The sequence below is a fragment of the Shinella sp. WSJ-2 genome, assembly GCF_003432075.1.
In the GTDB taxonomy this organism is placed as follows: Bacteria; Pseudomonadota; Alphaproteobacteria; order Rhizobiales; family Rhizobiaceae; genus Shinella.
In genome coordinates this window covers 18812-43184 of sequence record NZ_QWBU01000008.1, presented here as the reverse complement: position 1 = coordinate 43184, position 24373 = coordinate 18812, and the positions used below count along the sequence as shown (strand labels likewise).

The following is a 24373-nucleotide window of genomic DNA, read 5'->3' as shown; positions in this document are numbered from 1 at the left end:
CTGCCTTCGCGGTTTGCCGCAGGATCGGCGATTTGCGTTAGGGTTTTGCTAACGTTCAGCCAAAAGGCTGGGCAAAGTGGGCCGCCTTCCTCTAGACACGGTGGGCTGTAAGAGAGCGCCTTGTTCAAGAAGCCGGGTGAAACCATGCTGCTGCGGTCGATGTCCGCCGAAAATTATCGCTCCCTGCGCTCGATCCGCATGGATCTCGGGCGGGTGAACCTGTTCGTTGGTGAGAACGGTGCCGGCAAATCGAACCTCTACCGGTCGCTGCAACTGGTGCAGGCAGCGGTGCGCGGGACGTTTGCGCATGAGATCGCGGCGGAGGGCGGCATGGCCTCGGCGCTCTGGACGGGCAAGCGGCGAGCGAACGAGCCGGTGCGCATCCGCCTCGAAACCGAGCTTCTGGACGAGGAGCGGGCGATCACCTTCCGCTACCGCGTCGAAGCAGGGCTGCGGCCGCCGAAGGCCGCTGCCGGCTTCGCCTTCGAACCGCAGGTCAAGGCCGAGGAACTGACCATCGAGACCGGCCGCCGGCCGGTGACGGTGATGAAGCGTGCCGGCCCCGGTATCCTGGTGCGCAACGAGACGGGGCGCATGGTCGAGCATCCCGAGCAGGCGATGACCTCGGAGACGGCCATGGCCCTGCTGGGCGATGCCGGGCATTATCCGGAAATCGGCACCTTCCGCCGTGCCGTCTCGCAATGGCGCTTCTTCCATGGCTTCCGTTCGGATCGCGATTCGGCGCTGCGTCAGCCCTGCCTTGCCGTCACCGCCCCGTTGCTCGATGAGAATGGAGCGAACATGGCGGCAGTCTTCGCCACGCTGACCTGGACGCGGGAGGACACCATCGATCTCGACCGCGCCGTGGCGGATGCTTTTGGCGGGGCGCGGCTCACGGTGCCGAACCCGGAAGAGTTCGCCTCCTATGGCCTTGTCTTCCCGCAGTTTCCGCAACGTGTCTTCCAGCCGCGCGAGCTGTCCGACGGGCAGATCCGTTTTCTGGCGCTCGCCGCAGCGCTTCTCTCCTATCGCACGCCGCCGCTGATCGCGCTCAACGAGCCGGAGGCAAGCCTCCATCCCGACATGCTGCCGCCGTTGGCCGAAATGATCGCGCGCGCTGCGCAGTCAAGCCAGCTGTGGATCGTCACCCATTCCGAGCGGCTGGCGCTGGAAGTGGAGACGCGCTGCGGCGTCAGGGCAAAGCGCGTCGTGCGCCATGACGGGGCGACTTGGATCGACGGGATGCGGCTCACCGGCGCGATGGATGACGATGGCGAATAACGGAGCTGCGATCTTTGCGGTTTTCTTCCCGCGGCCGCGGGGGCATGGTCGCGCTCTATGAGCAGCGATTCGACCAATCTTTTTGGAGACAGGCTTTTTCCGCGCACGGTGCCCGTCATGGTGCCGGTGCCAACACCCGTGCCCTATTCCTATACGGTGCCCGAGGACATGGCCGTGCAGCCCGGCTCCATCGTGCAGGTGCCGCTCGGGCCACGTCTGGTGCCGGGTGTCGTCTGGGATGGCGGCGATGACGGCAAGGTCGATCCGAAGAAGCTCAGGCCGATCGAGAAAGTCTTCGACTGCCCGCCGCTCTCCAAGGAGATGCGCGATTTCCTCGACTGGGTTTCCGCCTATACGGTGACGCCGCCCGGCCTCGTCGCCCGCATGGCGCTGCGCGCGCCGACCGCTTTCGACCCCGAGCCGATGATCGAGGGACTGCGCTTCACCGGCCATCGGCCGGAGCGGTTGACCAGTGCCCGCGAACGTGTGCTGGAAATGGTCGAGGATGGCATTGCCTGGACAAAGTCGGGGCTTGCCCATGCTGCGGGCACCTCGTCCAGCGTCATCGACGGACTGATGAAGCAGGGCACGTTCGAAACCGTCTTCCTGCCACCGCCGCCGGTGGTAGCGGCACCCGATCCGGACTATGTCGTGCCCCGGCTCGAAGGGCCGCAGACGGAGAGTGCGGCGGAGCTGGTGGAGAGCGTGCAGAAGGGTGTCTTCTCCGTCTCGCTGATCGACGGGATTACTGGCTCGGGCAAGACGGAGGTCTATTTCGAGGCGATTGCCGAGACGCTGAGGCGCGGTAAGCAGGTCCTTATTTTGCTGCCGGAAATCGCGCTGACGGCGAGTTTCCTCGAACGGTTCCAGGATCGCTTCGGCGCGAAGCCCGCCGAATGGCATTCCGATCTCGCGCCGCGCACCCGCGAGCGCGTGTGGCGGCAGGTGACAACGGGGGATGTGCGGGTGGTGGCGGGCGCGCGCTCGGCGCTGTTCCTGCCCTTCGAAAATCTCGGCCTCGTCATCGTCGACGAGGAGCATGACCCTGCCTATAAACAGGAAGACCGCGTCTTCTACAATGCACGCGACATGGCGGTGGTGCGTGCCCGCATCGGCGATTTTCCCGCCGTGCTGGTCTCGGCGACGCCATCGGTGGAGAGCAGGGTCAACAGCGATGTCGGGCGCTATCGCAAGCTGCACCTGCCGACGCGCTACGGCGATGCGGCCCTGCCGGACCTGCATCTCGTCGACATGCGCCGCCATCCGCCGGCGCGCGGCGGTTTCCTGTCGCCGATCCTGCTGCGCGGCATCCAGCGCACCATCGAAAAGGAAGAGCAGGCGCTGCTGTTTCTCAACCGTCGTGGCTATGCGCCGCTGACGCTCTGCCGGGTCTGCGGTCACCGTTTCCAGTGCCCCCAATGCTCGAGCTGGCTGGTCGAGCACCGGTTTCGTGGGCAGATCCAGTGCCACCATTGCGGCTATGCCGAGCGCACGCCCGAAGCATGCCCGGAATGCGGCACCTTCGATCACCTTGCGGCTTGCGGCCCAGGGGTGGAGCGTATCGCAGAGGAGGTGGAAAAACATTTCCCCGAGGCGCGCACTATCGTCCTTTCCTCCGACCTGATGGGCGTGAAGCGCCTCCGGCTGGAGCTGGAGGCCATTGCGCGTGGGGAGGCGGATATCGTCATCGGCACGCAGCTCGTCGCCAAGGGACACAATTTCCCGCTGATGTCGCTGGTGGGCGTCGTCGACGCGGATCTCGGCCTGTCGAACGGCGATCCGCGTGCGGCTGAGCGCACCTTCCAGCTGCTCTCGCAGGTGACGGGCCGTGCGGGACGCTCTGGCCTGAAGAGCCACGGCTTGATCCAGACCTATCAGCCGGCGCATCCGGTTATGCAGGCCATCGTCTCGGGCGACGCTCAGGCCTTTTACGATCGCGAAATCGGCGAGCGGGAAAAGGCGCTGCTGCCGCCGTTCGGGCGGCTCGCCTCGGTCATCGTCTCGGCCGACACCCGCAACGAGGCCGAAGCGCATGCGCGCGGTTTGCGGCAGGCGGCGCCGCAGGTTTCCGGCATCTCCATTCTCGGGCCGGCGGAAGCACCTCTTGCGCTCGTGCGTGGGCGCCATCGGTTCCGCCTTTTGGTACACGGCCGACGCAACAGCGACATGCAGACCTTCCTGCGCACCATGCTCGCCAACGGGCCGAAGGAACGGGCGTCTTTACAGGTGCAACTGGACATCGACCCGCAGAGCTTCCTGTGAGGAGCGTGGTTAACAAAGACTTGTGCGAATTTTTGCCGTCTGCTTCTGCCCGCCCTGCGGTTGTGCGATAGAGGGCGGCGGGCAGTTCTGGAGAAAAGCCGAGATGGAATTCTACATCCCCACCGAAACCGGCGAACTTCTCGCCTTCTGTGCGGCCATCGCCACGGGGCTTTTGGGCCTCTTCGGCCTTTTTGCTCCTGGCACGGCGCTGAAGCTCGCAGGATTGCAACCCAAAGAAGCTACCCGGGAAGGGCTTGCCTTCGTGCGGTCGGCCGGCGGCTTCTATGCGGGGCTTGCCATTGTTGCGCTGCTTATGGCGCAGAGCTGGATCTATATGGCCATCGGCGGCGGTTTCGCGCTTGCCGCCTTCGGCCGCATTCTCTCGCTGATGTCGGACGGTTCGTTCAGCGCGAAGAATCTTCTGGTGCTTTTCGTCCAAACGGTGCTTGCGGCGCTGCCGCTCGGCTATGCTTTCGGCTTTCTTTGAGAGAAAAACGCCATTTTCTGCTTCGCCTGCGCCAGAACAGAGTTCGCGCAGTCAACTTTTGCTCCGACTGTGGCCGACTTATGGCGCATTCCTGCGTCCGGCGTGTTGCGAGTCCCGGTTTCCTATGCTAGACGAACCGCGAATTCAGAAAAAACGGGCAAAAAAGCCTGTGGGAGCTGAAGAATACCGCAACGATTTCAGAAGCTTAGGACTGTAGCCCCGCCGCTGCCCTGCTTCTTGAATGAAAAAAGAGAAGCTTGTGCCCGTGGCAGACACATCCCAGCTCGTTTCCGGTGTTGCAGAAAGATACGCGTCTTCGCTTTTCGACCTCGCGCAGGAAGCTGGCTCCGCTGCCGCTGTCGGCGCCGATCTTGACCGTTTCCAGGCCTTGATCGATGAAAGCGAAGACCTGAAGCGGCTGATCACCAGCCCCGTCTTCTCCGCCGAAGATCAGACAAAGGCCATTTCCGCCGTTGCCGACAAGGCAGGCATCACTGGCCTCGTGGCAAACTTCCTCAAGGTGGTTGCGTCAAATCGCCGCCTGTTTGCCGTTCCCGGCATGATCAAGGCTTACCGTGTCATCGCGGCCCGCGCCCGTGGCGAAATCACCGCCGATGTCACCTCTGCCCATGCGCTGACCGCAGCGCAGGAAACTGAATTGAAGGCGGCGCTGAAAGGCGTCACCGGCAAAGACGTGGCGATCGCCGTCACCGTCGACCCGTCCATTCTCGGTGGTCTGATCGTCAAGGTGGGATCGCGCCAGATCGACACCTCCCTTCGCACCAAACTCTCTACTCTTAAGCTTGCACTGAAAGAGGTCGGCTGATGGATATCCGCGCCGCGGAAATTTCCGCAATTCTCAAAGATCAGATCAAAAACTTCGGCAAAGAGGCAGAGGTCTCTGAAGTCGGTCAGGTGCTCTCCGTCGGTGACGGTATCGCCCGCGTTTATGGCCTCGACAATGTCCAGGCCGGCGAAATGGTCGAATTCCCCGGTGGCATCCGTGGCATGGCCCTGAACCTGGAAAGCGACAACGTCGGTGTCGTTATTTTCGGTTCCGACCGTGACATCAAGGAAGGCGACACCGTCAAGCGTACCGGCGCCATCGTGGACGTTCCGGTTGGTCCGGAGCTGCTCGGTCGCGTCGTCGACGCGCTCGGCAATCCGATCGACGGCAAGGGCCCGATCAATGCCAAGCAGCGCGCCCGCGTTGACGTCAAGGCTCCGGGCATCATTCCGCGCAAGTCGGTTCACGAGCCGATGTCGACCGGCCTCAAGGCCATCGACGCCCTCATCCCGGTCGGTCGCGGCCAGCGCGAGCTCGTCATCGGCGACCGCCAGACCGGCAAGACCGCCATCATTCTGGACACGATCCTGAACCAGAAGGCCATCCACGACAACGGCCCGGACGGCGACAAGCTGTACTGCGTCTACGTCGCTATCGGCCAGAAGCGTTCGACGGTTGCCCAGTTCGTGAAGGTTCTCGAAGAGCGTGGCGCTCTCCAGTACTCGATCATCGTTGCCGCTACGGCGTCCGACCCGGCGCCGATGCAGTATCTCGCACCGTTCGCCGGTTGCGCGATGGGCGAATACTTCCGTGACAACGGCAAGCACGCCCTCATCGGTTACGACGACCTTTCCAAGCAGGCCGTTTCCTACCGTCAGATGTCGCTCCTGCTGCGCCGCCCGCCGGGCCGCGAAGCTTACCCGGGCGACGTTTTCTACCTGCATTCGCGTCTCCTCGAGCGCGCTGCAAAGCTCAACGACGACATGGGCGCTGGCTCGCTGACGGCTCTGCCGGTTATCGAAACCCAGGGTAACGACGTTTCGGCGTTCATCCCGACCAACGTGATCTCGATCACCGACGGCCAGATCTTCCTTGAAACGGACCTGTTCTACCAGGGTATCCGCCCGGCCGTTAACGTCGGTCTGTCGGTTTCCCGCGTCGGCTCGTCCGCGCAGATCAAGGCGATGAAGCAGGTCGCCGGCTCGATCAAGGGTGAACTCGCCCAGTACCGCGAAATGGCAGCCTTCGCCCAGTTCGGCTCGGACCTCGACGCCGCAACGCAGCGCCTGCTGAACCGCGGTGCACGCCTGACCGAACTCCTGAAGCAGCCGCAGTTCTCGCCGTTGAAGACGGAAGAGCAGGTCGCGGTCATCTTCGCGGGCGTCAACGGTTACCTCGACAAGCTTCCTGTCGCTCAGGTCGGCAAGTTCGAGCAGGGCCTGCTGGCCTACCTGCGCTCCGAGGGCAAGTCGATCCTCGACACGATCCGCACCGAAAAGGCGATCAGCGACGACACGAAGGGCAAGCTCAAGGCCGCTCTCGACGCTTTCGCCAAGAGCTTCGGCTGAGATTGAACGGTTCATGCCCTGCGCGCCTCCGGCGCGCAGGCAGTCCAGGAACTTTGATTGACGCATGACCTCTCGAGGTCGTGTCACAGGACGGAAAACGGATGCCTTCACTTAAGGATCTGAAAAACCGGATCGCCTCCGTCAAGGCGACGCAGAAGATCACCAAGGCGATGAAGATGGTCGCCGCGGCGAAGCTTCGGCGTGCCCAGGAAGCGGCCGAGGCCGCCCGGCCCTACTCGCAGCGCATGAGCGCCGTTCTCGCCAACATCGCCCAGGCCGTTGGCCAGGACGATAGCGCGCCGCGCCTGATGACCGGCACGGGCAAGGACCAGGTTCATCTGCTCGTCGTCTGCACGGCCGAACGCGGCCTGTGCGGCGGCTTCAACTCGCAGATCGCGCGTCTGGCGCGTGACCACACCCGCAAGCTTCTGGCCAGCGGCAAGACGGTCAAGATCATCTGCGTGGGCAAGAAGGGCTTCGATATCCTGCGCCGCGAATTCGCTTCGCTGATCATCGACCGCGTCGACCTGCGCGAAGTCAAGAAGATCGGCTTTGCGAATGCAGACCAGATCGGCCGCAAGGTCATCGGTCTCTTCGAACAGGGCGAATTCGACGTCTGCACGCTGTTCTATTCCGAGTTCAAGTCGGTTATCGCGCAGATCCCGACCGCGCTCCAGCTCATTCCGGCGTCCGCTCCGGCAGCCGTCGCTGAAACGACGGGCGCCACCGCGATCTACGACTACGAGCCGGACGCAAGCGCGATCCTCGGCGACCTCATTCCGCGCAACATTTCGGTGCAGATCTTCCGGGCCCTGCTCGAGAACGTCGCCGGCGAAATGGGCGCCAAGATGAGCGCCATGGACAACGCGACCCGCAATGCTGGTGAAATGATCAACAAGCTGACGCTGAACTACAACCGTCAGCGCCAGGCTCAGATCACCAAGGAACTCATCGAAATCATCTCGGGCGCTGAAGCGCTCTAAGGACCAGGACAAAGAGGGTAAGACACATGGCTAAGGCAGCTACCCCCAAGGAAACCGCCGCAGTGGAAAAGAAGCCGGCAGCTCGTAAGCCGGCGGCGAAGGCTGCTGCTGCAACCAAGGCGGCGGCTCCGGTCGCAGCTGGCGCGACCGGTCGCGTTACCCAGGTTATCGGCGCCGTCGTCGACGTCGCTTTCGACGGCGCTCTGCCGCTCATCCTGAACGCACTGGAAACCGACAACAACGGCAACCGCCTCGTTCTCGAAGTTGCCCAGCACCTCGGTGAAAACACTGTCCGTACGATCGCCATGGACTCGACCGAAGGTCTCGTTCGCGGTCAGCCGGTCACCGACACGGGCGCCCCGATCACCGTTCCGGTCGGCGACGAAACGCTCGGTCGCATCATGAACGTCATCGGCGAGCCCGTCGATGAAGCCGGTCCGCTGGTCACCTCCGGTCGCCGCGCCATCCACCAGGAAGCTCCGGCTTACGTCGAGCAGTCCACGGAAGCGCAGATCCTCGTCACCGGCATCAAGGTCGTCGACCTTCTCGCTCCCTACGCAAAGGGCGGCAAGATCGGCCTCTTCGGCGGCGCAGGCGTCGGCAAGACCGTTCTCATCATGGAACTCATCAACAACGTCGCCAAGGCGCACGGTGGTTACTCGGTGTTCGCAGGCGTGGGTGAACGCACCCGCGAAGGCAACGACCTTTACCACGAAATGATCGAGTCCGGCGTTAACAAGCACGGCGGCGGCGAAGGCTCGAAGGCAGCCCTCGTTTACGGCCAGATGAACGAACCGCCGGGTGCGCGCGCTCGCGTCGCTCTGACGGGTCTGACGATCGCTGAAGACTTCCGCGACAAGGGTCAGGACGTTCTGTTCTTCGTCGACAACATCTTCCGCTTCACGCAGGCTGGTTCCGAAGTGTCGGCTCTGCTCGGCCGTATCCCGTCGGCCGTGGGCTATCAGCCGACGCTCGCGACCGACATGGGCCAGATGCAGGAACGCATCACGACCACGACCAAGGGTTCGATCACTTCGGTTCAGGCCATCTACGTTCCCGCCGACGACTTGACCGACCCCGCGCCGGCAACCTCGTTCGCCCACCTGGACGCCACGACCGTTCTGTCGCGTTCGATCGCCGAAAAGGGCATCTACCCGGCCGTTGACCCGCTCGACTCGACCTCGCGCATGCTCGACCCGATCGTTGTCGGTGAAGAGCACTACGAAGTCGCCCGTAAGGTCCAGACGACCCTGCAGCGCTACAAGGCTCTCCAGGACATCATCGCCATCCTGGGCATGGACGAACTGTCGGAAGACGACAAGCTGGCCGTTGCCCGCGCCCGCAAGATCGAGCGCTTCCTGTCGCAGCCGTTCTTCGTCGCCGAAGTCTTCACCGGTTCGCCGGGCAAGCTGGTCGCTCTCGAAGACACGATCAAGGGCTTCAAGGGCCTCGTCAACGGCGACTACGACCACCTGCCGGAAGCTGCCTTCTACATGGTCGGTTCCATGGAAGAAGCCATCGAAAAGGCCAAGAAGCTGGCTGCTGAAGCCGCTTGATAAGATTGGCGGGCGCCCGTACAGGGCGCCCTCTTTTCCGGCCGTATGAAATCAGAAGAAGTGAATGGTCATGGCTGACAATTTCAACTTTGAACTCGTCTCCCCCGAGCGCCTGCTGGTTTCCGGCAGTGTCAGCGAAGTCGTCATTCCGGCGACCGAGGGCGAGATGACCGTCATGGCCAACCACGCGCCGACCATGACGACGATCAAGCCGGGCGTCGTCACCGTGAAGTTCGCGGATGGCCGCAAGGACCGCTACGTGGTTTTCGGCGGTTTCGCCGACATCATCCCGACCGGCTGCACGCTGCTGGCCGAATCCGCCGTTCCGGCCGCCGACATCAAGAGCGACGAGATCACTCGCCGTATCGAAGCCGCCCGCGCGGAACTGGCCCATGCCAAGTCTGACGACCAGAAGTTCGGCATCGAGACCTATCTCGCAGAACTCACGACGCTCCAGGGCATCGTCGTTCCGGTCTGATCCTTCAGCCGAACCTGCAACCATCGAACCCGCCCTTCCGGCGGGTTTTTTGTTGCCTGTCAAATGTCGGTTTCCGGCTGAAGGTCCTCTTTACCTTATCTCCAGGAAAACGGCCCCCTGCGGCACAACCGGAAGGCGGCATTTGCTCTTTCTTTACGGCGTCGCGGGAGAGTGGCTTCCATATGCCGTCCGCCATGAAGGCGGGCTTTCGCGTGAGGACAGGACCAATGAGCAGCAAGATCGTACCCGTAATCATGGCCGGCGGTAAGGGCACGCGCCTGTGGCCGCTCTCGCGCTCCTCCGCGCCAAAACAGTTCCTTGAGTTTCTCGGCGAGACGACGCTGTTCCAGAAGACGCTGGCGCGCGTCGCCGACAAGTCGCTCTACGACGCGCCCATCGTTGTCACCAACAATGACTTCCGCTTCCTCGTCGCCGAACAGGCGCGCGCTGCGGGTGTGGCACTAACCTCGATCCTGCTCGAGCCGGTCGCGCGCAACACGGCACCTGCACTTGCGGCCGCCGCCACGCTCATTGCCCGTCTGCATGGCGATCAGGCCATCATGCAGGTGTTGGCCTCCGATCACGAGATCGACGCGGACGCGACTTATTTCGACTGCATCGCCAAGGCCCGCACCGCTGCGAACGCCGGCCGCCTCGTGACGTTCGGCATCACGCCGTACGAACCGGCCACCGGCTACGGCTATATCGAGATCGGTGAGGACCTAGGCAACGGCGCCAATGCCGTGCGCCGCTTCGTGGAGAAGCCGGATCGCGACAAGGCTACCGCGATGCTGGAGACAGGCGGCTATCTCTGGAATTCCGGCATGTTCATGCTGCCGGTCGGCCTTTTCCTGCGCGAGCTTCGCCAATACGCGCCCGAGGTGCTGGACGCCGCGGCCGAGGCCGTGGCCAAGGCGCAGCACGACCTCGATTTCGAGCGTCTCGACGAGGCGGCTTTCGCCCGTGCACCCGACATTTCCGTCGACTATGCGATCTTCGAGAAAACGCCGATCGCGGCCGTCGTGCCCTCGCCGATCACCTGGTCCGATCTCGGCAGCTGGGATTCCGTCTGGAAGACCGGCAAGCAGGATGATGCCGGCAATGTCGCCGATGGCAGCACGACCGTGCTCGACACCCGCAATTCACTGGTCATCTCCCGCGATATCCATGTCGCCGTGCAGGGCCTCGACAACATCGCCGTCATCGCCAGCGAGGATGCAGTCTATGTCGGTCGCATGGAAGACAGCCAGAACGTCGGCAAATTGGTGAAGCATCTCGCCAGCCTGCCGAAGACAGCGAAGCTGACCGAGACGCATCCCACCGCCTACCGTCCCTGGGGCGGCTATACGTCGGTGCTGAACGGTGAGCGTTTCCAGGTGAAGCGCCTGTTCGTGACGCCGGGCAAGCGGCTATCGCTGCAGAAGCACCACCATCGTTCCGAACACTGGATCGTCGTGCGCGGCACGGCCGAGGTGACGATCGGTGACAAGACGATCCCGCTGCGCGAAAACGAATCGGTCTATATCCCGCAGGGGGAATTGCACCGCCTCGCCAATCCCGGAAAGATCATGCTCGAGCTGATCGAGGTGCAGACCGGCTCCTATCTCGGCGAGGACGACATCATCCGCATCGAGGACGAGTTCGGCCGCGGCTGAGCCGCTATTTCTCGCCCCGCCGCTTTGGCGGCGGGCAGCGGCCAAGCGCGCGGCACTCTGCGTCGAGCCAGATGCCTGCTCGCTGCTTCATCGCAGCCTGTTGCTGAAGGGCGAGCCGCGGCGTTGCGGCCCAGGCAGCGCCCTTCGTGACGAGCGTCTGGGCGAGATCCGTCTCCGCGACGGCGCAGCGCAGGAAGGAAACGGTGCCGAGCCGGAAATCCTGCTCGCATGTCAGCGTCCGGTTCGCGATCAGCCGGCGGAAATAGATGCGGGCCTGCTGGCCGCAGGCAACAAGATGCTGGTCATCGCCGCGACACAGTTTTTTGGGATGAACCGCAACGGCGTCTGCCAGCACATAGAGGCGGCCATCGTGCTCAAAGGACGTGCTGTCGAAGACTTTCACACGCGTCGTCGGCCGCAGGATGAGCGGTATGATTTTTTGCTCGATTTCCACTCGCTCCAGGGTCTGTTTCTTGCGATCGACCCGCACCGGCCTGTCGGTCCAGATCGGCTCATCAGTCAATGGGCCGGACTGTAGACCCGCAGCCAGGATGGGAGGGGCGGACGCGATGCAGAGAAACGCCGTGACGAGGGCTTGATTGATCACGCTGCGCGTTCTTGCCGAAACCACCACCATACCCACTTATTCCACCGAACTTTGCGCGGTGCTGCCCGGCACATCAAGCCGCTCGCCAAAATTTTCCCGCAGCGGCAGCCAGCGGCCGCGGTCGAAATAGTCCGGCAGATAGGAGCCGCGATTGCGGTTTCGGTCGGGCGTGACGATGAAATTGTAGCGTGGCGTCTCGCTGAACTCCTTTTTCAGGAGGATGCGGTTGCCGAAGCGGATGATGTCGAATTCTTTCAGCGCGCGGATGTCGGCAAAGATGTCCGGTGCGTCTTCCCAGCGCATTTCGTCGAGAAAGACGCGGATGGCGGCAATGACGGCATCGGTCACGGCACCCTGCGTTGCCTTGTCTTCGATGTTCAGCTTGATGCGGAAGGAGGAGATGCGTGCCTCCGCATTGCCCTTGATCGACAGGAAGGCGGATGAGGGAGCGGCTGCACCTGCATCCGCGCGAGGGAACTCGCGGTAGGACTGGCACTCCCAGCTCGCCTTGTCTAAAAGGCCGGCCTTCCAGCCAGAATTGACGAAGCCGGCACGACGCAGTGCTTCGCAGAGCGCCTCAGGCTCCTTGCGGATGGGGCGGACGAATTTCGTCTGCATCGGCGTGGTGGGCACGAGCAGGCGCTCCGAGATAAGGCCTTTGGGCCGCGGCATGCGATTGCCCTTCAGCTCATAGGGCCGAAGCGCACGTTGCTGCGGCTCAGCTTTGATCGGCGCATAGCCGAACCGGGCGAGCAGCAGGTTGAGATTGCGATAGTCGTTGGCAAGCAGCACCGTTGCGCCGATCGCCCCGAGCAGCACGGCGGCGAAGAGCCCGAAGACGATCAAGCCGGATCTGCCTTGCTTTCGCTGCGTCATACCGACCCGCGCCATTGCCCGTCCTGTGCGGCCGATGCCTGGCCTTCTGCAAAGGCAGGGCCTCAAAGGCTTGTGGGATCAGCCGATCTCCCGCTCCTGATAGGCTACAAGCAGAGTGCCTGCAAGCGCGAGCGGCCAGACAAGGCAGAGCAGCAGGCCAAGCCCGCGTTCGATGTCCCATTGGCCGCCATTGTCCTCACCCTCGCGCAGGCTGCAATCAATGAAGCGCAACGCGATGAATGTGTAGCCAGCCATGAGAAGGGCAGTCAGCGTCATTCTCCCCGATCCTGTCCCAGGAGAAGCAAAACACCTCTTGTCTCCTTTCGAAGACATCCCACTCTTTAGCGCATCCCCTCGCCGCGGAATCGGTCCTGTCTGTTCCAAAGTGTGACACTATTTGCCTGTGTCGCCAACAGAAACCTGTTGCGGCCGGTCAGGTATTTCGGCGGTCGCACGGGCGTTAAGCAGATGCTCGTGCAACTGAAGCACGGCCGGCGGCGCGGTGCGGAACCTCGGCAGGCCGAGATAATAGCCGTAGCCGGTCGAAAGGCTGGAGCGTCCGAGTTGCACGAGCGTGCCCTTGTCCAGCTGGTCCGCGATGAGGCCGAGACTGCCAAGGGCCACGCCGTCGCCGCTGAGCGCCGCATCGATGGCGAGCGCATAGGTGGAGAAGGTGAGATGGGGCCGCGGCGGTGTCATGCGCCGGAAGGTCTCCGGCGCCACGCGCTCCAGCCAGGGGCGGAAGGAAATCCAGTTGGCGTTGAAGCGTTCGTAGTCGATGAGGTCGAGCGCGGCGAGGTCTTTGAGATCGACCGTTGCCGCATCGAGCCCCTTGCGGGCGATGTAACCGGGTGCGGCGACGGGCGCTAGCTCTTCGGCCACGAGAAGCGTCAGGTCCCAGCGTGGATGTTCGCCGGCGGAATAGAGGATTACGAGATCATTGTTTTCGGAGGCGAGGTCGGCCGGGCTATCGGATGTGGCGAGGCGAATGGCGACGTCGGGATGGTCGCGGAAGAAATCCCGTAGCCGCTTTCCAAGCCACAGATGTGAGACCGAGCCACTGGCGGCAAGCGCGATGCTCGGTCCGGCGCCGGTGCGGAACGGCTCCAGGCTTTCCTCGAGATAATCGAGCGAGGCGCGCACGCGCTGGAACAGCTTTTCGCCACGCGGCGTCAGCGTCAGGTTCTTGCCCTGGCGGGTGAAGAGCGGCGCGCCGAGATGATCCTCCAGCCCCTTGATGCGGCGGCTGACGGCGGCCTGCGTGATGTTCAGCTCCCGTCCGGCGCGGGAAAAGTTCATGTGCCGGCAGGCGGCGTCGAAGACGCGGAAGGCCTCCAGTGGGATATGGGCGAGCATCGTTGCTTTCATGATTTGAAGTTATCAAAAAGCCTGAAAAATCCAAGGATTTGAAAATCTGAAATCGTGATGCAGGGTTCGCGGACTATTATTTCCGGAGAATTTCCGTGACATTCGCGACCTCATTCGTACCCGACATCCGTTTCGGCGAAGGCATCCATGCCAGCATCGCCTCCTCCGCCGGCGCGCTGGAAGCCCGGAGCGCGCTCGTCGTCATCGACGGCTTTCTCACTGCCAACGGACTGGGCGAGCGTCTTGCCGCCCAGTTCGCCGCGGAAGGGATTGCGGCGGAGTTTTTTTCCGGTTTTGCCGGGGAGCCGAAGCTCACCCATGTCGAGGCGGCAAGCCGTGCTGCGCGCGGAAAGGATATCGTCGTCGGTATCGGCGGCGGTTCGGCGCTTGACATCGCCAAGATCGCGGCCTGCGTTGCAGCGGCCGACAGAGACCCGATGCACTATGCGCTGGCCGCCAACCCGTTGCCGAAGACGCCCCTGAAGAAGATCATGGTGCCGACCACGGCGGGTACGGGTTCGGAGACCTCCGCGACGACGATCTTCGCTGGGCCGGAAGGCAAGAAACTCTGGATCTGGGGGCCGGAGACAAAGGCCGATCTCGTCCTGCTCGATCCGGCGCTGACGTTGACCTTGCCGGCCAACCTGACGGCTTGGTGCGGCCTCGATGCCTTCGTGCACGCTTTCGAGGCGGCGACCAACCGCAATGCCCATCCCGGCGCGGCGCTCTATGCGCATGCGGCGCTCGGCCTTTTGGCGGAGGCGCTGGAGACGGCGGTCAAGAACCCGGCGGATATCGAAGCGCGTGGCAAGGTGTTGCTCGGTTCCTGCTACGCTGGCGTGGCCATCGACAATTGCGGTACGGCGATCGCCCACAATATCAGCCACGCGCTGGCCGGCCTTGCACCTGTTCATCATGGGCTTGCCACGGCGCTGGGTTTCGAGGCGACGCTGGGCTGGGTCACCGAGGCCGATACGGCCAAGTTTGCCGCTGCGGCACGCGCCTGTGGCCTTTCGGATCCGACGCTGCTGCCGGGTTTCGTCAGTGATCTCATGGACCGCTGCGGCATCGTGCGCGTGCTGCCCAAGGCCTTCGCCGACTTTTCCGCCGAGGATCTCGCCCGCGAAATGCGCGCGCAGGAAAACCAGCCGATGCGCCGCGCGACGATCCGTGAGGTCTCGGATGCCGATATCGACACGATCGCCGCCACTGTGATGGCGCTGCCCCGTACGCTTTGAGGACCCGCCATGACCGAACAGTATAGCCGTGCCTATTGGGAACAGCGCCTTGCCGGCCTCTCGCTGGCGCGTGGGCATTTCATCGATGGCAAGGCCGTGCCCGCAGCCTCGGGCCGCAGCTTTACCCGCACGCGGCCGATGGACGGCCAGCCCGGCGCGGTGCTGGCCCGTGGTGATGCCGCCGATGTCGATGCGGCCGTGGCTTCGGCCCGCAAGGCCTTCGCCAGCGGTATCTGGCGTAGCAAGGAGCCGCTGGAAAAGAAGAAGGTCATGTTGCGCTGGGCCGAGTTGATCCGTGCCCATGGCGAGGAACTGGCGCTTCTGGAAACGCTCGATGTCGGCAAGCCGGTGCAGGCGTCGCTCGGTGTCGATGTGCGGCTCTGCGCCGATGGTATCCAGTATTACGGCGAGATGATCGACAAGCTCTATGACGAGATTGCGCCGACGGGGCCGAAGGCCCGCGCCCTGGTGCGCAAGGTGCCGCTCGGCGTCGTCGCGGCGATCACGCCGTGGAACTATCCGATGATCATCGATGCCTGGAAGCTCGGACCGGCGATTGCTGCGGGCAATTCCGTGGTGCTGAAACCGGCGGAGCAGTCCTCGCTTTCCGCATTGAAGTTGGCGGAACTCGCAGTCGAGGCCGGGCTTCCGGCCGGCGTGTTCAATGTCGCCACCGGCTTCGGCGAGGAGGTCGGCAAGCCGCTGGCACTGCATATGGATGTCGACATGGTTGCCTTCACCGGCTCGACGGAGGTCGGCAAGCTGATCATGGGCTATGCGGCGCAATCGAACCTCAAGCGCGTGGCGCTGGAGTTGGGTGGCAAGTCGCCGCTCGTCGTGTTCGAGGATGCCGATCTCGACGTGGCGGCGAGTGCCGCCGCCTGGGGCTGTTTCTACAATTCCGGCGAGACCTGCCATGCCGCTACGCGCCTCGTCGTGCAGCGCTCGGTGCAGGATGCGCTCATTGCCAAGATCGAGGCAGTGGTGCAGCACGAGATCGCGCTCGCGCACCCCTTCGAGCCGTCGGCGCAGATCGGCGCATTGATCGAGGCGGAGCATATGGAGAAGGTGCTCGGACTGATCGAGACCGGCGAGAAGGATGGTGGTCGCCGGGCCTTCGGGGCGGAGCGCGTGCTGACGGAGACGGGCGGCTACTACGTCTCGCCGGGTGTGATCACCGACGTGACGAACGATATGCGCATCGCCCGGCAGGAGATTTTCGGCCCGGTTCTCGCGGCCATAGGCTTCGACACGGAGGAGGAGGCGCTCGCGATCGCCAACGACACGATCTACGGCCTGGCCGGTGCGGTCTTCACCCGCGACATGGATCGGGCGCATCGTTTCTCCGAAGCCATCCATGCTGGCACGGTCTGGATCAACACCTATGATATGTCGAATTTCGCGACACCCTTCGGCGGCTTCAAGCAATCCGGTTTCGGCCGCGACCGCTCGGTGCATGCGATCGACAAATATTGCGACTACAAGACGATCTGGCAGCAGTTCGGTTGAGAGGGAGGGACAATGAGCAAGATCGTTTCCATCGAGATCAGCCATCACCGGCTGCCGCTCGATCCGCCGTTCAAGGCCAGCTGGGATGGCCGTCCGCGCCGGCAGTTCGATGCGACGATCGTGCGGGTGCGGGATGACGAGGGGCGTGAGGGCATCGGTTCCGGTGACCTGATGAAGGGGTTCGAGGGGCACGAGGACCTGTTCATCGGGCAAGACCCGCGCCATCTCGAAAGGCACTACGAGGTCCTGTCCCATATCAACTTCCACTATGGCCGCTGCTGGCCGCTCGATCTCGCGCTGTGGGACCTTGCCGGCAAGGTGACGGGCGAGCCGGTCTGGCGCATGCTGGGCGGGAGAGCCGATCGTGTGCGGCTCTACGCCTCCTCCGGCGTGCTGCGCGATCCCGCCGCCATGGCCGATCAGGCCGAGCGCTACATCGCCGAGGGTTTTCCGGCGATGAAGGTGCGCTTCTCCTCCTCCGCCGGCGGGCGCAATGGCTGGCGCGACGATGTGAAGGCGCTGGAGGCCATCCGCGCCCGTGTTGGCGACCGGCTGGAGCTGATGGTCGATTGCAACCAGGGTTGGCGCATGCCTTGGGACACGACGTTGCCCTGGACCTTCAAGGATGCGCTGGTCGTCGCCCGCGAACTGGAACGGCTCGGCATCTACTGGATGGAGGAGCCGCTGCACCGCTCCGACCGCAAGGGCATGAAGGCGCTGAAGGAGGCGACGGATATCCGCATCGCGGGCGGCGAGATGACCCGCGAACTCTACGAGTTCCGCGACATCATCGAGGAGCGGGCCTTCGACGTCATCCAGCCCGACGTGGCGCTGGTCGGCGGCATTACCGGCTGCCGGCGGCTCGCCTTCCAGGCGCGCGAGGCGGGCGTCACCTTCACCCCGCATTCCTGGACGAACGGGATCGGCGTGCTGGCGAATGCCCATCTGACGGCGGGTGCCGGCGACGCGCCCTTCCTCGAATATCCCTATGACGCGCCGGAATGGAGCGAGGAGCGCCGCGATTATCCTCTCGCGGCACCCCTGCGTCACGAGAACGGCTGGCTGATGCTCGGCGAAGCGCCGGGGCTCGGCATCGCGCTCGATGAGGACAGGCTGAAGGCGACGCGCATCGGCTGAGACGCTTCGCCCTCTTGACATCCGCCCCGTGGAGGCCGACTTCACGGGGATACGGACGCGAAGGAGAACACACCATGAGCGAGGCAGCCCGCACGACGATCGACCAGGCGGAAGTCGACCGCTTTTCGGCGATGGCCGCCGAGTGGTGGGACCCGACGGGCAAATTCCGTCCGCTGCACAAGTTCAATCCTATCAGGCTCACCTATATCCGAGACATGGTCTGCGGCCAGTTCGGCCGCGATCCCAAGGCGCATCGCCCTCTGGAAGGCCTGCGCATCCTCGATATCGGCTGCGGCGGCGGCCTGCTCTCCGAGCCGATGGCGCGCATGGGGGCTGATGTGCTCGGCGCGGATGCCTCCGAAAAGAACATCGGCATCGCCAAGGCCCATGCGGCGGGCAGCGGCGTTCCCGTCGATTATCGCGCGGTGACGGCCGAAGCGCTGGCCGAGGCCGGCGAGAGTTTTGACGTGGTGCTCAACATGGAAGTGGTCGAGCACGTCTCCGACGTCGATTTCTTCCTCACCACCTGCGCCTCCATGGTGCGCCCCGGCGGCATGACCTTCGTCGCCACGATCAACCGCACGATGAAGGCGGCAGCGCTGGCGATCTTCGCCGCGGAAAACGTGCTGCGCTGGCTGCCGCGCGGCACGCATCAATATGAGAAGCTGGTGCGTCCGGAAGAGATCGAAAAGCCGCTCAACGCTGCCGGCCTGACGGTGACGGACCGCACCGGCGTGTTCTTCAACCCGCTGCTGAACCAGTGGAACCTGTCGAAGGACATGGATGTGAACTACATGCTGGTGGCGCGGCGCGCCTCGGCCTGATCAGGCTTTCAGCGTCTTCACGATATCCAGCAGGTCCTGCTGTCCGGTAGCATTCCGGCCGGCAATGGCTTTTACATGCTCCCGGTCGATGACGATGGCCTGTCCATCTGGACAGAACGGTGCCTTGAAGGTGAAGGCGCGGGCTGTCGGGCCGTTGTCATGCAGGAATTCCAGCCGCTCGGCGCCATCGGCCCAGACGGGCTGCGTGCCTTCCCTCACCCACCAGAGCACCAGTGCAGGCCAGGCCTGGCGTTGGTTCCAATTGCGGGCGTGTTTCAGAGCATCGGCGTGCACGCCGCTATAGGTGAAGGCCATCAGGGCTTCGAGGCTGCTCCAGAGCGAGAGTGAGGAGGGCGCATCCTCGAAACCGCTGTCCCGGATGAAACGCGGATAGACCTTCTCGCCCCAGCTTTCCGGCCCCGGGACATCGTCGTAGCCGGAGCGGCCGACATAACCTTGCGCCCGTTTCGCCGCTTCGAAATTCAAAGGCTCGCGCAGGCGAAAGCCCAGGACGAGCGGACTTTCGTAATCGTCGACATGCAGGCCGAAATTGTAGACGGCAAGGTGATGGCCGCGCATCAATTGGTATCGTCGGGCAGGATGGGGAGGGGGGCGATCTCGACGCCTTCTTCCAAGAGGTCGCGTACCTCTTCGGCCGAGGCCTTGCCGATCAGGCCGCGCTGTTCAGTCTCGCCATAGTGAATCTTGCGCGCCTCTTCCGGGAAGCGTTCGCCGACATCCTCGGAATTCGCGCGGATCGCCGTGACGATCTCGCGCAGCTTGTTCATCATTTCCTTCTGGCCGGCCTGCATGACCATTTCCTGCCGCGTCTCCTTCCTGCGCGCGGTGGAAACGGAGGGTGCCATCAGGCGCTTGGCGACATGCGGCGAGCCGCAGGACGGACAGGTGACAAGCGCCATCGTCTGCTGGCGGTCGAAATCGCCGGCCGAGCCGAACCAGCCTTCGAAGGGATGGCCGTTGTCGCAGGAGAGTTCGTAGCGAATCACGCGGCGACGCCTCCCTTCGCCGATGGGCTCGAAAGATCGAGCGTGAAGGCGCGGCCGTTGCGCAGATTGGGGATCTTGTCGTGCGCTGCCTTGACGGCGGCGATATCCACATCGGCCAGAATGACGGCCTCACCGGTGCCGCCGGCAGAGGCCAGAACGCGGCCCCAGGGGTCGATGATGATGGAATGGCCGAAGGTTTCGCGACCATCCTCGTGTACGCCGGCCTGTGCGGCGGCGATGATATAGACGCCGTTCTCGATGGCGCGGGCCCGCAGCAGGATCTCCCAATGCGCCTCGCCCGTCTGGCGGGTGAAGGCGGCGGGCACGGAGATGATCTCGGCGCCGGCCTGCGCCTGCGTCTTGAAGAGTTCGGGAAAACGGACGTCGTAGCAGATGGCAAAGCCGAGCTTGGCGAAGGGCAGATCGGCCATGCGGGCGACGGCGCCTGGCGAATAGACTGCGCTTTCGCGCCAGCTTTCGCCATTGTCGAGATCGACGTCGAACATGTGGATCTTGTCGTAGCTGCAGATTTTTGCGCCGTCAGGGCCGAAGAGGAAGCCGCGATTGGCGACCTTGCCGTCGGCCAGCGCGATCGCCGTGGAACCGACATGGACGTGGATGCCGAGTTCGCTCGCAAGCTCCGCGGCTGCGGCGACGACGAGATCGTCATCCTCGCCGCGCAGGATGGCGCGCAGGCCTGCGCGGTCGCGCTGCAGTGCGCCGGTCATTTCCGGTGTCTGGACATAGACGGCGCCCTTGGCGGCCGCCTCACGCACGAGCCGCCGCATCGTCTCCACGTTGCGGACGGGGTCCGTCCCGGAGCACATCTGGAGGGCGGCGATCGTGACGGTCATATCCTGTCCTCTCAGGCGGCCAGCAGGGCGTCGAGTTCGCCGGCGCGTTCCAGCGCATGCAGGTCGTCACAGCCGCCGACATGGCGGTCGTTGATGAAGATCTGCGGGAAGGTGTTGCGGCCGTTGGCGCGCTGGATCATTTCCTGGCGGACCTCAGGCGCGTAGGTTGCGTCATGCTCCTCGAAGGTCACGCCCTTCGTCTCCAGGAGTTTTTTCGCAGCGCTGCAATAGCCGCAGAATTGACGCGTATAGATCACGACCGAAGACATGTTTTCCGCTCCAGAGCTTGAAAAATCATCTTTTATATAGGTCCGGGAAGCGCCCTTGCAAAGGTCAAAACGGTGACATCCGCAACCCCGGCGCGCTTCAATGTGCGGGTGACGGCCGAAACGGTGGCGCCCGTTGTGTAGACGTCGTCGACCAGCACGACGTGGCGGCCGAAAAGCTTTTCGCGGCCTTCCTGGGTGATCGAGAAGGCGCCGCGCACATTCTCCTCACGGGCCCGCGGCCCAAGCCCGATCTGACGGCGGGTGCGTTTCGTGCGGCGCACGACGTCGAAGAGAACTGGTGTGCCGGAGGCGGCCGCAAGCGCCCGGGACAGTTCCGCCGCCTGGTTGAACTTGCGCCAGACGAGGCGAAAGCGATGGAGCGGGACGGGCACGATGAGATCGGCCGCCTCGACGGCGCCATCACCGGCGCGCAGCATCCACCCCGCCATCATCGGTGCAAGGTCCGTGCGGTCGCGGTATTTCAGCGACTGTACGAGCACGCGGGCGAGGTCGTCATAGAGCGCGACCGAGCGCAGGCGGTCGAAGGGTGGCGGGTTGGCGATGGCGTCGGCGCTGAGGATGCCGGGGCCGAGATCGTGCGAGAAGGGCGTCCCGAGCACCTCGCAATAGGGTCGCTCGATGAAGGCGAGCCTGGACCAGCATTTCGGGCAGAGGCTCGCCTTGCTGCCGGTTAGGACGCCGCAGCCGGCGCAGGCTGGCGGATAAACGAGGTCGAGCGCTGCCCCGGCAAGGCTGAGCAGCCGGCGGGCGAAAACCTGCCGGAGCGGAACTGCCGGTACTGCCTCGGCCTTGATTTCGCCCATGCGGTTGACATTAGCGGCCCTTAGCGGCCAAAGCGAAGGAAATCCGAAAGGGACAATGTTCATGGAAACGCTGTTCGACCACGCCCTGATCGACACCAACCGCCGCCGCGCCCTCGCCGGCGGGCCGGCCGACTTTCTTCTCGATATCGTGGCGCAGGAATTGGCCGAGCGCCTTAGCGTTATCGATCGCCGTTTCGAACGCGCCGTCGAATTGCACGGTCATACCGGCGCGGCCGCCCACGCCATCGCCGCGACCGGCAAGGTAGATGGCCTCGAACGGGTAGAGAGCGATGTGCGTTTCGCCGCACCGGGCGAGGCGCTCACCGTTTCGCCGCTCGAGACGGTGCCGCTGGAACCGCAATCGGCCAATCTCATCGTCTCGCCGCTCGCGCTGCACCTGACCAATGATACACCCGGCGTCTTCGTACAGATCCGCCGGGCGCTGAAACCGGACGGGCTGTTCCTCGCCGCCATTCCGGGCAGCGGGACCTTGCAGGAACTGCGCGAGGTGCTGCTGGCGGCCGAAAGCGAGGTGACCGGAGGGGCGAGCCCGCGGGTCATTCCCTTTCCGGATGTGCGCGATGTCGGGGCGCTCCTGCAGCGGGGCGGTTTTGCGCTGCCGGTCACGGACAGGGAGACCTATACGGTCCGCTACGATTCGATCTTCCCGCTGATGAAGGACCTGCGCGCGATGGGCATGGCCAATCCGCTGACCGGCCGCAGCCGGCGGCCGCTGACGCGCGGCATTCTCCTGCGCGCGGCAGAGCTTTATGCGGAGCGCTTTTCCGATCCGGACGGGCGTATCCGGGCGAGTTTTTCGATCATCTACGTCTCGGGCTGGGCGCCGCATGAAAGCCAGCAGAAGCCACTGAAGCCGGGCTCGGCGACGATGCGTCTTGCCGATGCGCTCAAGCAGGGGCGGGATTGAGGCAAGCTTATTGCCGGGCGTCCTCGATTGCGGCGGTGACGATGTCGAACGTGCCCTGCAAACTGCCGCTGAAGGCTGAGAGGCCGCCAAGCAGGCCAATGGCGATGAGTGCCGCCAGCAAACCATACTCGACCGCCGTCGCGCCGTCTGTGGCGGAGAGGAAGGATTTCAGCAGTCTCGACACCATTCCCGCTCTCCCCGACCCACTCGGTCCTTTGGCTCAGCAGCCGTTACCCCGGCCGTTGTCATCGATGATGCAGACGGCGCCGGGCATTTCCTGCAGGACGCTGCGGCGAACCGTGTAGCGCTTGCCGGTTTCCGACGGGATTGAGCCCGTCGAGATCATGTCGAACTCATCGGGCACGTTGGCCATCATGCGCTTGTCGGACTTGGCCGAGAGGACCGGCGTCAGAACGAGCGCAAGGGCAATTACGGCCGTGCCGAACAGCAGAGCAAGATTGAGAGCGCCGGTCCGGGTATCGCCGGCCGGCGTGAAATCCTTCTCCTGAACGGTTTTCCAGAAGTCTTCGTCACGCATAACAGGTCTCGTAAGCATTCATTGCAACGTTAGGCCCAATCTTTGAACGATGGTGCTAAATGATTGCTTAACGAGAACTGAAAAATTGAGGGTAAATCCCTGCCGAATGCCGGATTGCCAGCATTTTATGTGGATGGCGCATGTCCTGAAATGTTCAGAGCAGATCCATGAGGAAGGGGATCAGCGGCTCGTCGGCCGGCGGCATCGGATAATCGCGCAGGGCTTTCGGACGGACCCATTTGACGGCCTGGCCCTCACGCCCATGCGCCGTGCCTTCGAAGCGGCGGCAGACATAGAGCGGCATCAGCAGGTGAAAGTCGTCATAGGTGTGGCTGGCGAAGGTGAGCGGGGCGAGGCACGGGATTTTCGTGGTGATGCCGAGTTCCTCGTCCAGTTCACGAATCAGCGTCTCCTCGGGCGTCTCGCCCGGTTCGACCTTGCCGCCGGGAAATTCCCAGAGGCCGGCCAGCGACTTGCCTTCGGGGCGCTGCGCCAGAAGAATTCGGCCATCCGCATCGACCAGCGCGCAGGCGGCGACGAGCAGGATGCGGCGCGGTTTTGCTGTCATCTCGGTCATGCCGTGTTCGGCCCCCGGTAGCTGTAGCGATAGACGTCCTGGAAGCCGGCGCGGCGGTAGAGCGCGATGGCGGCCGCATTGTTCGCCTCCACCTGCACCCAGGCCTGGCGCGCGCCCTTGAGCTTGGCCCAGCGCAGCGCCGCATGCAGCACGGCCGTGCCGGTGCCCCGACCGCGGCGTTCTTCCGCAACGCCGAGCTGGAGGATGCCGGCGAGATCGTTGTCCTGCACGGCGAGAGTGACAGCCGTCGGACCGAAATCCGCCTCCTCGAAGATGAAGAGGCCGACCTCCGGCTTGATGGCATTGATGATCTCGGTCAGGCCTGGCTTGAGGGCCGGATCGTCGCCGGCGACGCGGATGCGGGCATCGACGAACCGGCCGACATCGCGGCTCGGCAGGTGGTCGACGCCTTCCTCTCGGGAGAGATCGGCGAGGTTCGCCGTCATGACGATCGTCTGGCCGATATCGGCCCATCTGGCGTCATCCATGAAGGCGATCAGCTGTGGCGGTGTCAGCGGTGTCTGGCGCACCAGCAGCGGGCGGCCATAATCGGAAAACCGCTTGGCGGCTTTCTCCAGGCGAATGGCGATGTCCCTGATGTCGGAGGGATCGAGCGGGTTGACGGAGTTCAGCCGGCGCGAGGGATGGCCGGCGGTCAGCCGGCACAGCCAGCTGCCGTCATATTGCGCGCTGGCGGCGGGCCAGGCACGAAAGCCGACGGCTTCGAGCCGGCGGACTTTGGGAAGGTCGCTCATCGTCT

The 24373-nt window shown here is 63.9% G+C and carries 27 protein-coding genes; 14 read left to right on the top strand and 13 right to left on the bottom strand.

All coding sequences use genetic code 11. The annotated features are described in order from the left end of the window. Positions 1 to 144: 144 nt before the first annotated feature. From D0Y60_RS17375 to D0Y60_RS17335, 9 genes are all read left to right on the top strand, one after another. Positions 145 to 1281, top strand: coding sequence for an AAA family ATPase (locus tag D0Y60_RS17375; RefSeq protein WP_117371385.1), 1137 nt, complete (start codon positions 145 to 147; stop codon positions 1279 to 1281). 57 nt (positions 1282 to 1338) lie between these two features. Further along, on the top strand, positions 1339 to 3543 hold the full coding sequence (locus tag D0Y60_RS17370; RefSeq protein ID WP_117371233.1) for a primosomal protein N': 2205 nt from the start codon (positions 1339 to 1341) through the stop codon (positions 3541 to 3543). A 103-nt stretch (positions 3544 to 3646) separates the two neighbouring features. Then, entirely contained in the window at positions 3647 to 4030 is a 384-nt protein-coding gene (locus D0Y60_RS17365) for a DUF4345 domain-containing protein (protein ID WP_117371232.1), read from the top strand. Between the two features lie 259 nt (positions 4031 to 4289). Next, complete coding sequence (locus D0Y60_RS17360; protein ID WP_117371231.1) at positions 4290 to 4856, top strand: F0F1 ATP synthase subunit delta; 567 nt, start codon at positions 4290 to 4292, stop codon at positions 4854 to 4856. Then, positions 4856 to 6385: a F0F1 ATP synthase subunit alpha gene (gene atpA / locus D0Y60_RS17355; RefSeq protein ID WP_117371230.1), complete on the top strand. Its 1530-nt coding sequence runs from the start codon at positions 4856 to 4858 to the stop codon at positions 6383 to 6385. The genes D0Y60_RS17360 and atpA overlap by 1 nt, the downstream gene beginning before the upstream one ends. Positions 6386 to 6486: 101 nt before the next feature. After that, on the top strand, positions 6487 to 7368 hold the full coding sequence (locus tag D0Y60_RS17350; protein WP_117371229.1) for a F0F1 ATP synthase subunit gamma: 882 nt from the start codon (positions 6487 to 6489) through the stop codon (positions 7366 to 7368). A gap of 26 nt (positions 7369 to 7394) precedes the next feature. Beyond that, a complete protein-coding gene (gene atpD, locus D0Y60_RS17345; protein WP_117371228.1) occupies positions 7395 to 8924 on the top strand; it encodes a F0F1 ATP synthase subunit beta in 1530 nt (509 codons plus the stop codon). Positions 8925 to 8994: 70 nt separating this feature from the next. After that, positions 8995 to 9402: a F0F1 ATP synthase subunit epsilon gene (locus tag D0Y60_RS17340; protein ID WP_117371384.1), complete on the top strand. Its 408-nt coding sequence runs from the start codon at positions 8995 to 8997 to the stop codon at positions 9400 to 9402. A gap of 227 nt (positions 9403 to 9629) precedes the next feature. After that, positions 9630 to 11057, top strand: coding sequence for a mannose-1-phosphate guanylyltransferase/mannose-6-phosphate isomerase (locus tag D0Y60_RS17335; RefSeq protein ID WP_117371227.1), 1428 nt, complete (start codon positions 9630 to 9632; stop codon positions 11055 to 11057). A 4-nt stretch (positions 11058 to 11061) separates the two neighbouring features. On the opposite strand, the gene D0Y60_RS17330 is transcribed toward D0Y60_RS17335, so the two are convergent. The 4 genes from D0Y60_RS17330 to D0Y60_RS17320 all read right to left on the bottom strand — a co-directional run bounded on the left by D0Y60_RS17330 (position 11062) and on the right by D0Y60_RS17320 (position 13908). Then, positions 11062 to 11694, bottom strand: coding sequence for a hypothetical protein (locus D0Y60_RS17330; RefSeq protein ID WP_117371226.1), 633 nt, complete (start codon positions 11692 to 11694; stop codon positions 11062 to 11064). Between the two features lie 6 nt (positions 11695 to 11700). Then, a complete protein-coding gene (locus tag D0Y60_RS17325; RefSeq protein WP_147324537.1) occupies positions 11701 to 12510 on the bottom strand; it encodes a DUF6030 family protein in 810 nt (269 codons plus the stop codon). A gap of 108 nt (positions 12511 to 12618) precedes the next feature. Beyond that, positions 12619 to 12816, bottom strand: coding sequence for a hypothetical protein (locus D0Y60_RS24635; protein WP_147324536.1), 198 nt, complete (start codon positions 12814 to 12816; stop codon positions 12619 to 12621). A gap of 117 nt (positions 12817 to 12933) precedes the next feature. After that, positions 12934 to 13908 (bottom strand): LysR substrate-binding domain-containing protein, encoded by a 975-nt coding sequence (locus D0Y60_RS17320; protein WP_245409215.1) that lies wholly within the window; start codon positions 13906 to 13908, stop codon positions 12934 to 12936. Between the two features lie 95 nt (positions 13909 to 14003). Here D0Y60_RS17320 and D0Y60_RS17315 point away from each other — a divergent pair, with 95 nt between their 5' ends. From D0Y60_RS17315 to ubiG, 4 genes are all read left to right on the top strand, one after another. Beyond that, complete coding sequence (locus D0Y60_RS17315; RefSeq protein ID WP_117371223.1) at positions 14004 to 15146, top strand: iron-containing alcohol dehydrogenase; 1143 nt, start codon at positions 14004 to 14006, stop codon at positions 15144 to 15146. A 9-nt stretch (positions 15147 to 15155) separates the two neighbouring features. Continuing rightward, positions 15156 to 16655 carry an aldehyde dehydrogenase gene (locus D0Y60_RS17310; RefSeq protein WP_117371222.1) on the top strand — a complete coding sequence of 500 codons (1500 nt, stop codon included), beginning with the start codon at positions 15156 to 15158 and terminating at the stop codon, positions 16653 to 16655. 12 nt (positions 16656 to 16667) lie between these two features. Next, positions 16668 to 17792: a mandelate racemase/muconate lactonizing enzyme family protein gene (locus D0Y60_RS17305; RefSeq protein ID WP_117371221.1), complete on the top strand. Its 1125-nt coding sequence runs from the start codon at positions 16668 to 16670 to the stop codon at positions 17790 to 17792. Between the two features lie 74 nt (positions 17793 to 17866). Next, entirely contained in the window at positions 17867 to 18616 is a 750-nt protein-coding gene (gene ubiG, locus D0Y60_RS17300; protein ID WP_117371220.1) for a bifunctional 2-polyprenyl-6-hydroxyphenol methylase/3-demethylubiquinol 3-O-methyltransferase UbiG, read from the top strand. Here the strand turns inward: ubiG and D0Y60_RS17295 are convergent, their stop codons facing one another. From D0Y60_RS17295 to D0Y60_RS17275, 5 genes are read right to left on the bottom strand one after another with little or no spacing between them, the layout of a single operon-like run. Next, positions 18617 to 19195, bottom strand: a complete 579-nt coding sequence (locus tag D0Y60_RS17295) for a DUF3291 domain-containing protein (protein ID WP_117371219.1) — start codon at positions 19193 to 19195, stop codon at positions 18617 to 18619. After that, positions 19195 to 19623, bottom strand: coding sequence for a DUF1178 family protein (locus D0Y60_RS17290; protein ID WP_117371218.1), 429 nt, complete (start codon positions 19621 to 19623; stop codon positions 19195 to 19197). The genes D0Y60_RS17295 and D0Y60_RS17290 overlap by 1 nt, the downstream gene beginning before the upstream one ends. Continuing rightward, on the bottom strand, positions 19620 to 20477 hold the full coding sequence (locus D0Y60_RS17285) for a carbon-nitrogen hydrolase family protein (RefSeq protein ID WP_117371217.1): 858 nt from the start codon (positions 20475 to 20477) through the stop codon (positions 19620 to 19622). The genes D0Y60_RS17290 and D0Y60_RS17285 overlap by 4 nt, the downstream gene beginning before the upstream one ends. 11 nt (positions 20478 to 20488) lie before the next feature. Continuing rightward, on the bottom strand, positions 20489 to 20746 hold the full coding sequence (gene grxC, locus D0Y60_RS17280; protein WP_117371216.1) for a glutaredoxin 3: 258 nt from the start codon (positions 20744 to 20746) through the stop codon (positions 20489 to 20491). A 32-nt stretch (positions 20747 to 20778) separates the two neighbouring features. Next, positions 20779 to 21570 carry a ComF family protein gene (locus D0Y60_RS17275; RefSeq protein ID WP_117371215.1) on the bottom strand — a complete coding sequence of 264 codons (792 nt, stop codon included), beginning with the start codon at positions 21568 to 21570 and terminating at the stop codon, positions 20779 to 20781. Between the two features lie 61 nt (positions 21571 to 21631). Between D0Y60_RS17275 and D0Y60_RS17270 the strand changes: the two genes are divergently transcribed. Further along, the gene (locus D0Y60_RS17270) at positions 21632 to 22498 is read left to right on the top strand and encodes a methyltransferase domain-containing protein (RefSeq protein ID WP_117371383.1); all 867 of its coding nucleotides are present in this window, start codon (positions 21632 to 21634) and stop codon (positions 22496 to 22498) included. Between the two features lie 7 nt (positions 22499 to 22505). Here the strand turns inward: D0Y60_RS17270 and D0Y60_RS17265 are convergent, their stop codons facing one another. The 4 genes from D0Y60_RS17265 to D0Y60_RS17250 all read right to left on the bottom strand — a co-directional run bounded on the left by D0Y60_RS17265 (position 22506) and on the right by D0Y60_RS17250 (position 24368). Further along, complete coding sequence (locus D0Y60_RS17265; protein WP_117371214.1) at positions 22506 to 22685, bottom strand: Flp family type IVb pilin; 180 nt, start codon at positions 22683 to 22685, stop codon at positions 22506 to 22508. Positions 22686 to 22718: 33 nt separating this feature from the next. Further along, complete coding sequence (locus tag D0Y60_RS17260; protein WP_117371213.1) at positions 22719 to 23036, bottom strand: hypothetical protein; 318 nt, start codon at positions 23034 to 23036, stop codon at positions 22719 to 22721. A 154-nt stretch (positions 23037 to 23190) separates the two neighbouring features. Further along, entirely contained in the window at positions 23191 to 23613 is a 423-nt protein-coding gene (gene mutT / locus D0Y60_RS17255) for an 8-oxo-dGTP diphosphatase MutT (protein WP_199564224.1), read from the bottom strand. Then, positions 23610 to 24368 carry a GNAT family N-acetyltransferase gene (locus D0Y60_RS17250; protein ID WP_117371212.1) on the bottom strand — a complete coding sequence of 253 codons (759 nt, stop codon included), beginning with the start codon at positions 24366 to 24368 and terminating at the stop codon, positions 23610 to 23612. Before D0Y60_RS17250 ends, mutT begins: the two co-directional genes overlap by 4 nt. Positions 24369 to 24373 lie beyond the last annotated feature (5 nt).